Origin of the sequence: Streptomyces sp. NPDC102270 (genome assembly GCF_044766405.1) — a bacterium.
GTDB lineage: Bacteria > Actinomycetota > Actinomycetes > Streptomycetales > Streptomycetaceae > Streptomyces.
On the sequence record NZ_JBIWLX010000006.1, the window covers coordinates 169532 to 181512 of the forward strand.

Here is an 11981-nt window from a genome sequence, read left to right on the forward strand (position 1 = left end):
ACGTCTAGGCTTCCGGTCATGCTGAAGGTGGGCCTGACCGGCGGTATCGGCGCCGGCAAGAGTGAGGTGTCGAAGCTCCTCGTGGAGCACGGCGCCGTCCTGATCGACGCGGACCGCATCGCGCGCGAGGTCGTCGCGCCGGGCACGCCCGGCCTCGCCGCGGTCGTGCAGGCCTTCGGCGAGGACGTACTCGCCGAGGACGGCAGCCTCGACCGCCCCAGGCTGGGCTCCATCGTCTTCGCCGACCCGGACCGGCTCGCCGTGCTGAACTCGATCGTGCATCCCCTGGTGGGCGCCCGCTCCCGCGAGCTCGAATCAGCCGCCGCCCAGGACGCCGTCGTTGTCCACGACGTCCCGCTCCTCACGGAGAACGCCCTCGCGCCCCTGTATGACCTCGTCGTCGTCGTCGACGCGAGCCCCGAGACCCAGCTCCACCGGCTCGTCGGGCTGCGCGGCATGACCGAACAGGACGCACGCGCGCGTATGGCCGCCCAGGCGACCCGCGAGAAGCGCCTGGAGATCGCGGACGTCGTGATCGACAACGACGTACCCCTGGAAGAGCTGCGCCGACGCGTGCAGGAGGTGTGGGGCGATCTCCTGCGCCGGGCTCGCGCCTCCCGGACGTCTCAGGAATAGCGTCCCCCGCCGCGGGCGTTGAACCCTTCCAGTGAGGGAAGGACTGTGCCGTGCCCGAGACCAGCGGATCGACCGGACGTACTCCGGAGACGCATGTCATCGACTACCGCGCAGCCGAGCAGTTGCTCTCCGCGCGGGACCCGCGGGGCGCGGTGAAGCTGCTCGACTCCGTCATCGCCGCCCACCCGGAGAACACCGCGGCCCGGCTGCTGCGCGCGCGGGCCTTCTTCGCCGCCGCGCAACTGCGACCCGCCGAGCTGGAGTTCGCCATCGTCCTGGAGCGCGAGCCGGACAACGCCTTCGCCCACTTCGCGCTCGCCCGCACCTATGAGCGGCAGGGACGGCCCGACCAGGCCAGGCGGCACTTCCGGCTGGCGGCCGCCCTGGACCCGAATCCGGAGTTCCTGAAGGCGGCACGCTTCGACTCCTGATCGGCTGCCGTGACGTGCCGGCTCGGCCGCTGTCCGGCGTTCCGTGCGGTGAGCGTGCGTGCCGGGCGTCGCGACGGCGCGGAGATCCGTCAGAAGGGCCCTAGCGGCGGCGGTTCTCCGGAGGCCGGTACGGCGGGATGTCGGGGCCCGGTTGGTAGTGCGGGCCCTGACGGATGTGCCGGAGGATCATCGTCGTGTCGACGGTGATCACCAGCCAGAGCACTCCGCAGGCGATGGCCCACCCGGGGCGGCCCGCCAGCGCGAACGCGACGGTGCCGAAGACCGCCCAGACCAGCCCCCACACGCTCAGCCAGAACCGCGCCCGCAGTGCACTGCGCGCGGTCGTCGGCTCACTGCCCGTACGCATCGAGATCACCACTCCTCCTTTGCAACGTACTCTTCGGAACGGACGTTGACCAAAGGGCCGAAGAGGGGTCACCGCATGCTTCCGGACGCCGACGAACTCGCCGAGGTGCTGGTGGAACTCGCCGTGCCGCATGAGGACGTCAACGAACTCGTACGGATGGGCCGACGGGTCATGGACGACCCGGAGCTACGGCGATTTCTCGAACACTCCGTCGACGAACTGGTCCGGGACATGGGCAGGGCCGACGACCCGGTCGTCCTGCCCGAGCTCGACTGGCCGGCCGGCGCCCTCCAACGCTGCTTCCCCGTCTACGTGTTCGTGGCGGCGCTGCCCCACACGCGCGCGTACCACCGCTCACGCGGCATCCCGGCCGAGGTGTCCTGGCACACCCTCGCCGACCTCGGCCGGAACATGGCCGTGCACCGCAGGCGGTACGGCAGGACGGGCGTGCAGTCACCGCGCTGGCTGACCCGGCACTCGCGAGGCGAGCTGTACCAACTGGGCCGACTCCAGTACGAGCGGACGCGGTACGGGCCGTGGAACAACCGGACGTTCGGGGCGGCCGGACTCGACCTCGCTCCCGGCACGCCCTGTCTGAGCCTGCACATCCCCGACTTCCTCGGCCCGCTGTCACCGCAGGCCTGCGATCGCTCGCTGGCCCTGGCCGCCGAGTTCTTCGCCCGGCACTTCCCGGAAGAGCCGTACGGCGCCGCGCTGTGCCATTCCTGGCTGCTCGACCCCCAGTTGAAGGAGTACCTGTCCGCCGACTCCAACATCGTCCGCTTCCAGGAGCGCTTCCGGCTGGCCCCCCAGGACCTGGAGCCGGAGGACAAGGAGCCCGTGCAGTTCGTGTTCGGGGACCCGGAACTGCCGGTCGAGAGCCTGCCGCGGCGGACCGCGCTGGAGCGGGCCGTCGGCGACCACCTGCGGGCCGGGCGGCACTGGTACATCGGGCACGGCTGGTTTCCCCTGTAGCTCGGACGGGTGAACCTGTGCGATGGGGGAACGGCCGTGCGGATATGGGCCGTTGGACGGGCATGGAGCTGAAGATGCGAGCGGGACACCAAGGGACGGGACCGGGGCCGATCACCCCGGACGGATGCGCGGTCGAGCTGTACAAGCGACTCCCCGTGGGAGACGAACCGGAGATCATCGCCGGGGCGGTGCCGGTGGGAGCGCACATCCTGGAGCTGGGCAGTGGCGTGGGACGCATGACAGGCCCGCTGCTGCAGCGGGGGTTCACGGTGACCGCGGTCGACGAGTCCGCCGAGATGCTCGAACACGTGCGGGGGGCGCGCAGGATATGCGGTCCCATCGAGGACCTCGACCTGGGCGAGACGTTCGACGTGGTGCTGCTCGCGTCGTTCCTCGTGCACAACGCCGACCTGGACGTGCGGCGCCGGATGCTGCGCGCCTGCGCCCGGCATGTCGCGGCGGGCGGCTGTGTGCTGATCCAGCGGGAGGGCGAGGACTACCACACCCGTGTGCCGCGCGAGCGGATCGACCCCGGCGGGTTGACCGTGCGGATCGTGTCGTCGGAACCGGTGGCGGAGGGCGTCCACTCGGTGCATGTGGAGTACGACTTCCCGGACGCCACCTGGACCCAGACGTTCAGGGCCCGCCCCCTGACGCGGAAACAGTTCGAGGAGGCGCTGGAGGAGGCGGGGTTGAGAGTGGACCGGTATCTCACGGAGGACCGGATGTGGGTGCGGGCGGTGCCGGTGTCGGTGCCGCCGTCGGTGACGGACTGAGGCCCGGCTCCGGCGGGAAAAATCAGGTCGCGTGGCGACGATGAGTTCGGGTGCGGGCGCGGGTCTACCTCTGTGACAGCAACACGGACCGCTTCCCACAGGAGACCCCGATGTCCGAGACCACCGTCCCCGTCACCCACACCGCCGCCTCCACCGCTGCCTCCCCGGTCATCGCCGAATCCCCGACCGCCCGCGGCCGCCGGGCCCGGATCGCCCTGCGAACCCTGCAGGTCGTGCTCGCCCTCTTCTACGTGATCGCCAGCGCGCTCCCCAAGCTGATCGCGCACCCCTCGGCGGCCGAGGGCTTCGACAAGATGGGCTGGGGCAGCGCGGGGATGTACACCATCGGCGTACTCGAACTGGCCGGCGGGATCGCCCTGTTGATCCCGGTGCTGCAGTCGGTGGCGGCCGTGGCGCTCAGCGGGCTGATGGTCGGCGCGTTCGTCGTCCAGCTGACCTATTTCGACGGGGAGAACGCGGCGACTCCGCTCATCCTGATCGTCCCGCTGGTCCTGATCGCCTGGGCCCGGCGTCGGCTCAACGCGGACCTGCTGCGGCTGGTGCGACGACGGGCGTGAGGAGAGCGGCCTCCACGGTCACCGCACTGAGGTCGGCGCCCTGTCCTTCGGGGAGGGGGCCGGCCTCAGTGCGGTGACCGTGGCGGGGTGCCGGGTGCCGTCAGGGCGCCCGGTGTTCGTGCTCAGCGGGAGCGCCCGCCTCTGCCTGAGTTCCCGCCCCTGCCCGAACGGTGTGCCTTGTCCGAGGCCCCTGCCGGGTCCGCGCCGCCTGCGCCTTCCGGACCGTCGGATCCGGTCGGGCCGCTCAGGTCGCCCGGGCCGCCCGGTCCGGCGAAGCGGCTCCGGCGGCTGCCTTCCGTGAGGCCGCGCAGGCGTTCCAGTTCGCGGCGGTCGCGCTTGGTCGGGCGGCCGGTGCCGCGGTCGCGGATGCCGGCGGGGGCGACGGCCGTGCGGGGCGGGGGCGGGGGAGAGTTGTCGACGTAGCACTGGGCGGCCACAGGGGCGCCGACCCGCTTGCGGATCAGGCGCTTGACGATGACGACCCGCTCCCAGCCCTCCTGCCGGACCCTGACCTCGTCGCCGACGCGCAGGGAGTGGGCGGGCTTCACGCGCTCGCCGTTCACATGCACATGCCCGCCCCGGCAGGCGGTGGCTCCCGCGGAACGGGTCTTGGCCAGGCGTACGGACCAGATCCAGCTGTCGATCCGCACGGTCTCGCCGTTCTGCGGCCCGGCGGCCTCCGCGGCGGCGACGGCGGCGGCGATCTTCGGGTCCGGGTCGGCGGCGTTCGCTCCTGGACCGTCGGCCGTCGTGCCGGCCTGGCCCGTCCCACCGGTCTCGTTGTCGTCCGTAGGTTCCACAGCCATGGCTCCGACCTTAGTACCCGGGGCCGTGTGCACCGGGTGGGTTTTCCGGGGCGGTGCCCGTCGTACGGTCCGACCAGCTTTGCCCCGGCCACCCCTGCCACCGCCCCGGCGACCTGCCCGTACCGTAGGGCCATGGACGCGCTGGCCGATCTCGACCGTCGGATCTCGGGCTGCCGTGCCTGCCCGCGGTTGGTCGAGTGGCGGGAGGAGGTGGCCCGGACCAAGCGGGCCGCGTTCGCCGACTGGACGTACTGGGGGCGGCCGGTGCCCGGCTTCGGCCCGGCGGACGCGCGGATGCTGATCGTCGGGCTCGCTCCGGCCGCGCACGGCGGGAACCGTACCGGGCGGATGTTCACCGGAGACCGTTCCGGGGACGTGCTGTACCAGGCGCTGTACGACATCGGGCTCGCCTCGCAGCCGACCGCCCTGACCGCGGACGACGGACTGGAACTGTACGGCGTGCGGGTCACCTCGCCCGTGCACTGCGCCCCGCCCGCCAACAAGCCCACCCCCGGCGAGCGCGACACCTGCCGGCCCTGGCTGGTCCAGGAGCTGAACCTGCTGCGGCCCACGCTCCGTACCGTGGTCGTGCTCGGCGCCTTCGGCTGGCAGGCCGCGCTGCCCGCATTCGCGGAGGCCGGCTGGAGCGTGCCCCGGCCGCGGCCCGTCTTCGGACACGGGGTGCGTGTCCCGCTCGACGGCCTGGAACTCTTCGGCTGCTTCCATGTCAGCCAGCGCAACACCTTCACCGGCAAGCTCACGCCCGAGATGCTGCGGGGGGTGCTGGGCACGGCGGCAAAAGCCGCGGGACTGCGGGGCCGTAGCGCCGAAAACGAGGCGGCGGGGCTCCCGTACGACGGTTAGGGTCGCCGGATGCCTCTTTACCCGGAGATCGAACCGTACGACCACGGCATGCTCGACGTCGGCGACGGCAACCGCGTGTACTGGGAGACCTGCGGGAATCCGGACGGCAAGCCCGCGGTGGTGCTGCACGGTGGGCCGGGGTCCGGGTGCACGCCGTGGGCGCGTCGGCTGTTCGACCCCGCTGCGTATCGGATCGTGCTCCTCGACCAGCGGGGCGCCGGGCGGTCGACGCCGCACGCGAGCGCGTACGACACCGACATGAGCGTCAACACGACCCCGCATCTCATCCGGGACCTGGAACTGCTGCGGCGGCATCTGGGGATCGAGCGGTGGCTGGTGTGGGGCATTTCCTTCGGGTCGGTGCTAGGGCTGCGGTACGCGCAGACGCATCCGGAGGTCGTGACGGAGCTGGTGCTGACCGGGGTCGCGACCGGCGCGAACCCCGAAGTGGCCTTGATGACCAGGGGACTTGGGAAGATCTTCCCGGAGGCGTTCGAGCGGTTCGTCGGCGAGGTGCCGGCCGGGGAGCGGGCCGGGAACGTGGCCGCCGCGTACAACCGGTTGCTGGAGTCGCCCGACGCCGAGGTGCGTGAGCGGGCGGCGCGGGCGTGGACCGACTGGGAGACCGCGATCGAGTCCGCGCCGCCGCGGTCGGTGCCGCGCTACGAGGACCCGGTCTTCCGCCAGGGCTTCGCCCGTACCGTCACCCACTACTGGGGCAACGACCACTTCCTGGGCGCGGGCAATGACGAGGGCGTCGTCCTGCGCGACGCGCCCCTCCTCAAGGACATCCCCGGCACCCTCGTCCAGGGCAGCCTCGACTTCGGCAACCTCCTCGGCATCGTCTGGCGGCTCCATCACGCCTGGCCCGGCAGCGAGTTGACGGTGATCGACGACGGCGCACACTTCGCGGGGGACCGGGGTGTGGACGCGATGGTGGCGGCGACGGACAGGTACGCGCGCGGCTGGACCCGTTAGATCATCTCCGCCGAGTCCCCGAACAACTGCCGTACCGTCGACTCATAGTTGGTGCGCACGTGCGCCAGGGCGTGCGCACGGGCCCGGTCCGGATCGCCGGAGGCGATCGCCTCGTACAGGTCGCGGTGTTCGACGAGGAGTTGGGGCCACTCCTCGTTGCGCCGGGTCATCCAGCGCAGCCGTCCCGCAACCGGTTCCAGGGCCTCGACCAGCAGGCTGTTGCGGGCCATCGCCACGATGCTGTCGTGCAGGCGGCTGTTGACGTCCGTGATGGTCTCCGCGTCGCCCGCCTCGGTCGCGGTCGCCGCGAGGTCGAGGAGCCGCTCCACCTCGGCGAGATCCTCCGGAGTCGCTCGGGCCGCGGCGAGACCGGCGGCGTACACCTCCAACGCCTCGCGCAGTTCGAAGAGTTCCTTGACGTCGTTCGGGGTCAGGCGCCGTACGACCGTGCGGCGGGGCGTCTCGAAGTGGACGAAGCCCTCGGCGACCAGCGCGCGGATCGCCTCGCGGACCGGTACCCGGGAGACCCCGAAACGGTCGGCGAGCTCCCGCTCGACCAGCCGGTCACCCGGGCGCAGCCCGCCCGCGATGATCTCCTGGCGCAGGGTGGCCAGGACGCGTTCGCGGACGGCGCCGAGAGGCTCGATGTTCGTCGTGGAGCTCATGGAGCCATCTTCTCCGACACCGGAGCCGTCGTCGGCGCCGGAGCTGTTTTACGGAGCCTTAACGAACGCGACATCGGTCGGATCTCTTGACGGGGAGACCATGTCCGCAGTTTGGTATACCAAAATTGGATGCCAGGCGGCCGCCATCCTCCTGTCCCCCGTCCTTGGAGGCCCTGTGTCCCTCGCCGACAGTGTCGAAGCCACCGGCACACCAGCGTTCGTCCCCGATCCCCGGCTCACCAACGAAGACCTGGCGCCCGCCGGCAAGCGGAACTGGAAGGTCTTCGACCTCTTCGCCATGTGGATGTCCGACGTCCACAACCTGGGCAACTACACCTTCGCGGCCGGTCTGCTGGTCCTCGGCATGAACGTGTGGCAGGTCTTCACGTCGCTGCTCGTCGGCTTCGTGATCATCTACATCGGCATGAACTGGATGGGGAAGATCGGCCAGCGCCACGGCGTGCCGTTCCCCGTCGTCAGCCGCATCAGCTTCGGTGTGTGGGGCGCCAACATCCCGGCCCTGATCCGGGCCGTGATCGCCATCATGTGGTACGGCATCCAGACCTACCTCGCCTCCGTCGCGGTCAACGTGATGCTGCTGGCCGCCTGGCCGGGCCTGGAGTCCTGGACGCACAGCTCCTTCCTCGGCCTCGACGCGCTCGGCTGGGTCTCCTTCCTCTCCCTGTGGCTGATCCAGGCGCTGATCATCAGCCAGGGCATGGAGTCGGTGAGGAAGTTCCAGGACTTCTGCGGGCCGGCGATCTGGCTCGTCATGATCGCGCTGGCGATCTGGGTGCTGGCCAAGGCCGGCTGGAGCATCTCGCTCACCAGCACCCCACACCCGGTCTCCGTCGGCGAGCAGTGGCGGCAGTGGTTCGGCGCGATCGGACTGATCCTCGCCACGTACGGCACGCTGATGCTCAACTTCTGCGACTTCTCCCGCTTCGCCCCGGACTACAAGACCGTCCGCCGCGGCAACTTCTGGGGCCTGCCCATCAACTCCACGGCCTTCGTGGTCGTCTCCGTGATCGTCACCGCCGGCTCGCTGGAGGTCTGGGGCCAGGCCATCACCGACCCGGCGGAACTCGTCGCCAAGGTCGGCAACACCTGGGTGATGGTCCTGGGCGCGCTCACCTTCGCCGTCGCCACCATGGGCGTCAACATCGTCGCCAACTTCGTCTCACCGGCGTACGACCTCGCCAACGTCTGGCCGCAGAAGATCACCTTCAAGGTCGGCGGCATGATCAGCACGGTCGCGGCCCTGGTCGTGACCCCGTGGAACCTCTTCTCCAACCCCACGGTCGTCAACTACTTCCTCGGCGGCCTCGGCGCCTTCCTCGGCCCGCTGTTCGGCGTGATCATGCTCGACTACTACTGGGTCAAGAAGGGCCGCGTGGACGTCGACGAGCTGTTCAGGGCCGAGCCCGGCTCCCGCTACTACTACCGCAAGGGCGTCAACCCGAAGGCCCTGTGGGCGTTCCTGCCGGCGGCCGCGGTCGCGGGTGTCCTCGCCCTGGTGAAGACCTTCAGCGACGTGGCCCCGTACTCCTGGTTCATCGGGACGGCCCTCGCGGCCGGCCTGTACGCGCTGCTGTGCCGGAGCGAGCGAGCCGCTCCTGAGGTCCCCGAGGCTGTGGAGGTCCGATAAACGTGCGGATCGCCGTCACCAACTGCAACACCACGCAGGAGATGACCGAGGAGATCGTACGAGGTGCCCGGGCCGCGGCAGGCCCGGGCACCACCGTGCTCGGGCTCACCCCCGCGTGGGGTCCCGAGTCCGCGGAGGGCTGGCTGGACAGTTACCTCTCCGCGGCGGCGGTCATCGACCTGCTGCGCACCTACGAGGGGCCTTCCTACGACGCCGTCGTCATGGCCGGCTTCGGCGAGCACGGACGGGAGGGCGTCCGGGAGTTGGTGGACGTACCGGTGGTCGACATCACCGAGGCCGCCGCCCATCTGGCCTGTCTGCTCGGCCGGCGCTACGGCGTGGTGACCACGCTGGAGCGGTCCTGCGGGCAGATCGAGGACAGCCTGGAGCTGGCGGGGGTGGGGCGCAACTGCGCCGCCGTCGTCGGGACCGGACTGGGCGTTCTCGACCTGGGCGACGCCGACCGCACGGAGGCCGCCTTCGTGGCGGCGGCCGAGCGGGTACGGGAGGCGGGCGCCGAGGTCCTGGTGCTGGGGTGTGCGGGGATGACCGGGCTGCAGCGGACGGTGGGGGAGAAGCTGGGGCTTCCTGTCGTCGACGGGGTGGGGGCGGCGGTGAAGCTGGCGGAGTCGCTGGTGGGGCTGGGGCTGAACACCAGCCGGGCGGGCGGCTATGCGAAGCCGGTGCCGAAGAGGCGGGTGTGGGGACCGCGGTCGCGCTGACCGCGTGCTCAGGGCCGCCAGACGTACCGCACGTCCGGCTCCCGCTCCTCGTTGCCGCTGCCGTCGGTGCGTTCGGCCTCGACGAAGCCGTGCCGCTCGTAGAAGCGGTGGGCCGGCTTGTTGACCTGGAAGGTCCACAGGCTCAGCCCCAGCGGGCTGCGTTCCTTGGCGAGCGCGACGAACCGGTCGCCGATGCCGCGTCCCCGCCAGTCGGGGTCGAGATACAGCTGGGACAGCAGATCGCCGGCGATCACCATGAGACCCACGACCTGTTCCTCCGCCACAGCCACCCACGTCTCCCGCGACGGCACCACGACATCCCGGATGTAGGCGCGCACCTCGTCGTCAGACCGGGGCCGTAGCACCGTCGGCAACGCGGCGGCGAAGGAACGCAGATAGACGTCGGCCGTGGCGGAGGCGTCGGACGCGGTGGCCCGGCGGATGACGACCGTGCTCATCGCGAGGCCTTCTCGGGCACCACGGCCGTGGCCGTGATCTCCACCAACTGGCCCGTGTAGCCGAGGCAGGCGACCCCGATCAGCGTCGACGAGTGCGGGCCGGTGCTCAGCCCGGACGCCTCCACGACCTCCCACACGGCGGACAGCACCGCCGGCTCGCTGCTCACGACGTGCACGTCAGTGGCCAGCACGTGCTCCAAGTCGCTACCCACCGCGTGCAGTTGCTCTCGAAGGTTCGCGATCACCTGCTCGGCCTGCCGCGCGGGATCCCCTTCACCCACGAGGTTCCCCCTGGCGTCCAGCGGAACGGACCCGGCGAGGAACGCGAGCTTCGTGCCGGCCTCGACGACGGAGGCGTGGGAGTAGGTCGGCGGCGGGAAGAGGGCAGGGACGGTGACGCGCTGGATCACGTGGACTCCTGTGGCGAGCGGCGGACGACTTCCGATCATCCGGGGCCGGGGGACGGGACCGCACCTGAATTTCCGGGAGCCCACGTCACCGGTCCGGGAGGCCGCACCGGCGCTCGCACTCCTGGGCGAGGTCGGGGTACGCCTGGGAGATGGCCGCGTAGACCCTGCGCCGCAGCAGGTGTTCCGCGGCCGCGCGTCCGGTGCGGCCGGACAGCTCGTCGAGGATGTCGTCGTAGCGGGCCGGCCGATGACGGAGGTAGTCGACCGTCCGGCGGTCGAGGTCCGAGCAGCCGGGCGGGGACTGTGGTGGCCCTTCCCGGCGATCGCGGTACGCGACGGCCGGCGCCGCCAACCGGTCCGGGGCGAGCACCGGCACCTCGATCGGCTCCGCCGCGATCCTGGCCAGCACCTCCCGCCGCCTGCGCGACGCCTCCTTCACCGCGGCGGACCGCCGGGCAGCAACCGCCGAAGCGGCCCTGAACTCCTCGCTCCGCTCAGCCGCCTCGACCCGCTCGACGCCGTAGAGACGGCTCGGCGGGGCCGTACGGAGAAACGGGTTGGGCCGGCGCAGATCCGGCTCGCCGAGCAGTCGGCGGATCATCCCGGCCGTCCAGCCGCGCGCCCGCACGTCGTCATCGCCGATTCCCCCGTCGCCGTAACACTGAGTGACGACTTCATTGATAGCGCGTGGCACTGACAATGGGCCCTCGCGCGGCACCTTCGTACGCTGAGCCCATGTCCTCCACGCTCTCCGACGACGTCTTCCTCGACACCGCCGCCGACCGCCTCGCCGTACTCCCCGCCGTCCGCGCCGTGGCCCTCGGTGGCTCCCGCGCCCAGGGGACCGCCCGGCCGGACAGCGACTGGGACCTGGCGGTCTACTACCGGGGCGCCTTCGACCCGGCCGATCTCCGCGCCGTCGGCTGGGAGGGCGAGGTGTCCGAGATCGGCGGCTGGGGCGGCGGGGTGTTCAACGGCGGCGCGTGGCTGACGATCGACGGCCGCCGGGTGGACGTCCACTACCGGGACCTCGACGTGGTGGAACGCGAACTGACGGAGGCGGAGGGGGGACGGTTCCGGGTCGAGCCGCTGCTGTTCCACCTCGCGGGAATCCCCACCTATCTGATCGTGGCCGAACTCGCGATCAACCGGGTTCTCAGGGGTGACCTGCCACGCCCGGCGGCCTACCCGGCCAGGCTCCGCAGCTCCGCCGCCGCCCGCTGGCGGGACACCGCCCACCTCACCCTCGCCTACACCGAGGCCAACCACGCACCGGCCGGCCGCCTCACCGAGACCGCCGGCGCGCTCGCCACGGCCGCCGTCCAGATGGGGCACTCGGTGCTGGCGGCCCGGGGGGAATGGGTGACCAATGAGAAGCGGCTGCTGGAGCGGGCGGGGCTGCGGGACGTCGACCGGATCGTCCAGTCCCTGACGGCATCACCCGGATCGGCCGTCCGTGCGGTCACGGAGGTGCGGGAGCTGTTCGACCGAGCGGGCTGAACGGCCGCAAAGCCTCCGCCGACTCACGTCCCCGGGTTGCGTTCATAAAGAACGTGGCTTTTGCATGCATCTTCACACGCGGGTAACACAAGTGCCCCGGACCGTCCGGGAACCCGATCTACCGTAGGAACACAGCCCAACGCCCGGCCGCCGTCGCCCGGAGGCAC

General features: G+C 71.2%; 16 protein-coding genes. 10 read left to right on the top strand and 6 right to left on the bottom strand.

All coding sequences use genetic code 11. The features are described 5' to 3' along the window. Positions 1 to 18: 18 nt before the first annotated feature. Both coaE and ACIRP7_RS13430 read left to right on the top strand, forming a co-directional pair. Complete coding sequence (coaE, locus tag ACIRP7_RS13425) at positions 19 to 636, top strand: dephospho-CoA kinase (RefSeq protein WP_403657545.1); 618 nt, start codon at positions 19 to 21, stop codon at positions 634 to 636. 50 nt (positions 637 to 686) lie between these two features. After that, on the top strand, positions 687 to 1067 hold the full coding sequence (locus ACIRP7_RS13430) for a tetratricopeptide repeat protein (RefSeq protein WP_403657548.1): 381 nt from the start codon (positions 687 to 689) through the stop codon (positions 1065 to 1067). Between the two features lie 100 nt (positions 1068 to 1167). Here ACIRP7_RS13430 and ACIRP7_RS13435 read toward each other — a convergent pair whose 3' ends face one another. Then, complete coding sequence (locus ACIRP7_RS13435; protein WP_403658414.1) at positions 1168 to 1434, bottom strand: DUF6343 family protein; 267 nt, start codon at positions 1432 to 1434, stop codon at positions 1168 to 1170. Positions 1435 to 1509: 75 nt separating this feature from the next. Between ACIRP7_RS13435 and ACIRP7_RS13440 the strand changes: the two genes are divergently transcribed. The 3 genes from ACIRP7_RS13440 to ACIRP7_RS13450 all read left to right on the top strand — a co-directional run bounded on the left by ACIRP7_RS13440 (position 1510) and on the right by ACIRP7_RS13450 (position 3763). Beyond that, positions 1510 to 2409, top strand: coding sequence for an acyltransferase domain-containing protein (locus ACIRP7_RS13440; RefSeq protein ID WP_403657551.1), 900 nt, complete (start codon positions 1510 to 1512; stop codon positions 2407 to 2409). Between the two features lie 62 nt (positions 2410 to 2471). Continuing rightward, a complete protein-coding gene (locus ACIRP7_RS13445; RefSeq protein WP_403658417.1) occupies positions 2472 to 3185 on the top strand; it encodes a class I SAM-dependent methyltransferase in 714 nt (237 codons plus the stop codon). Positions 3186 to 3295: 110 nt separating this feature from the next. Beyond that, on the top strand, positions 3296 to 3763 hold the full coding sequence (locus ACIRP7_RS13450) for a DoxX family protein (protein WP_403657554.1): 468 nt from the start codon (positions 3296 to 3298) through the stop codon (positions 3761 to 3763). Between the two features lie 122 nt (positions 3764 to 3885). On the opposite strand, the gene ACIRP7_RS13455 is transcribed toward ACIRP7_RS13450, so the two are convergent. Then, positions 3886 to 4569 (bottom strand): RNA-binding S4 domain-containing protein, encoded by a 684-nt coding sequence (locus ACIRP7_RS13455; protein WP_403657557.1) that lies wholly within the window; start codon positions 4567 to 4569, stop codon positions 3886 to 3888. A gap of 132 nt (positions 4570 to 4701) precedes the next feature. Here ACIRP7_RS13455 and ACIRP7_RS13460 point away from each other — a divergent pair, with 132 nt between their 5' ends. Continuing rightward, positions 4702 to 5433, top strand: coding sequence for a uracil-DNA glycosylase (locus ACIRP7_RS13460; protein ID WP_403657560.1), 732 nt, complete (start codon positions 4702 to 4704; stop codon positions 5431 to 5433). A gap of 9 nt (positions 5434 to 5442) precedes the next feature. Further along, entirely contained in the window at positions 5443 to 6411 is a 969-nt protein-coding gene (gene pip, locus ACIRP7_RS13465; RefSeq protein ID WP_403657563.1) for a prolyl aminopeptidase, read from the top strand. On the opposite strand, the gene ACIRP7_RS13470 is transcribed toward pip, so the two are convergent. Beyond that, entirely contained in the window at positions 6408 to 7076 is a 669-nt protein-coding gene (locus tag ACIRP7_RS13470) for a GntR family transcriptional regulator (RefSeq protein ID WP_403657566.1), read from the bottom strand. The two genes, pip and ACIRP7_RS13470, sit on opposite strands and share 4 nt — an antisense overlap. 175 nt (positions 7077 to 7251) lie before the next feature. On the opposite strand from ACIRP7_RS13470, the gene ACIRP7_RS13475 reads away from it, so the two are divergent. Together ACIRP7_RS13475 and ACIRP7_RS13480 are read left to right on the top strand one after the other, a co-directional pair. Continuing rightward, positions 7252 to 8724 carry an NCS1 family nucleobase:cation symporter-1 gene (locus tag ACIRP7_RS13475; RefSeq protein ID WP_403657569.1) on the top strand — a complete coding sequence of 491 codons (1473 nt, stop codon included), beginning with the start codon at positions 7252 to 7254 and terminating at the stop codon, positions 8722 to 8724. A 2-nt stretch (positions 8725 to 8726) separates the two neighbouring features. Next, positions 8727 to 9446, top strand: coding sequence for an aspartate/glutamate racemase family protein (locus tag ACIRP7_RS13480; protein ID WP_403657572.1), 720 nt, complete (start codon positions 8727 to 8729; stop codon positions 9444 to 9446). Between the two features lie 8 nt (positions 9447 to 9454). On the opposite strand, the gene ACIRP7_RS13485 is transcribed toward ACIRP7_RS13480, so the two are convergent. The 3 genes from ACIRP7_RS13485 to ACIRP7_RS13495 form a co-directional block, all read right to left on the bottom strand. Next, entirely contained in the window at positions 9455 to 9904 is a 450-nt protein-coding gene (locus ACIRP7_RS13485; RefSeq protein ID WP_403657575.1) for a GNAT family N-acetyltransferase, read from the bottom strand. Next, positions 9901 to 10314 carry a RidA family protein gene (locus tag ACIRP7_RS13490; RefSeq protein WP_403657578.1) on the bottom strand — a complete coding sequence of 138 codons (414 nt, stop codon included), beginning with the start codon at positions 10312 to 10314 and terminating at the stop codon, positions 9901 to 9903. The genes ACIRP7_RS13485 and ACIRP7_RS13490 overlap by 4 nt, the downstream gene beginning before the upstream one ends. 85 nt (positions 10315 to 10399) lie before the next feature. Further along, positions 10400 to 10942 (bottom strand): hypothetical protein, encoded by a 543-nt coding sequence (locus tag ACIRP7_RS13495; protein ID WP_403657581.1) that lies wholly within the window; start codon positions 10940 to 10942, stop codon positions 10400 to 10402. Between the two features lie 107 nt (positions 10943 to 11049). On the opposite strand from ACIRP7_RS13495, the gene ACIRP7_RS13500 reads away from it, so the two are divergent. After that, positions 11050 to 11814: a nucleotidyltransferase domain-containing protein gene (locus tag ACIRP7_RS13500; RefSeq protein ID WP_403657584.1), complete on the top strand. Its 765-nt coding sequence runs from the start codon at positions 11050 to 11052 to the stop codon at positions 11812 to 11814. The last annotated feature ends 167 nt before the right edge of the window (positions 11815 to 11981 follow it).

Coding starts and splice junctions, on each gene's coding strand:
- ACIRP7_RS13500 (WP_403657584.1), top strand. CDS start 11,050: ATGTCCTCCACGCTCTCCGACGACGTCTTCCTCGACACCGCCGCCGAC.
- ACIRP7_RS13445 (WP_403658417.1), top strand. CDS start 2,472: ATGGAGCTGAAGATGCGAGCGGGACACCAAGGGACGGGACCGGGGCCG.
- ACIRP7_RS13450 (WP_403657554.1), top strand. CDS start 3,296: ATGTCCGAGACCACCGTCCCCGTCACCCACACCGCCGCCTCCACCGCT.
- ACIRP7_RS13435 (WP_403658414.1), bottom strand. CDS start 1,434: ATGCGTACGGGCAGTGAGCCGACGACCGCGCGCAGTGCACTGCGGGCG.
- ACIRP7_RS13440 (WP_403657551.1), top strand. CDS start 1,510: ATGCTTCCGGACGCCGACGAACTCGCCGAGGTGCTGGTGGAACTCGCC.
- ACIRP7_RS13460 (WP_403657560.1), top strand. CDS start 4,702: ATGGACGCGCTGGCCGATCTCGACCGTCGGATCTCGGGCTGCCGTGCC.
- ACIRP7_RS13470 (WP_403657566.1), bottom strand. CDS start 7,076: ATGAGCTCCACGACGAACATCGAGCCTCTCGGCGCCGTCCGCGAACGC.
- coaE (WP_403657545.1), top strand. CDS start 19: ATGCTGAAGGTGGGCCTGACCGGCGGTATCGGCGCCGGCAAGAGTGAG.
- pip (WP_403657563.1), top strand. CDS start 5,443: ATGCCTCTTTACCCGGAGATCGAACCGTACGACCACGGCATGCTCGAC.
- ACIRP7_RS13485 (WP_403657575.1), bottom strand. CDS start 9,904: ATGAGCACGGTCGTCATCCGCCGGGCCACCGCGTCCGACGCCTCCGCC.
- ACIRP7_RS13455 (WP_403657557.1), bottom strand. CDS start 4,569: ATGGCTGTGGAACCTACGGACGACAACGAGACCGGTGGGACGGGCCAG.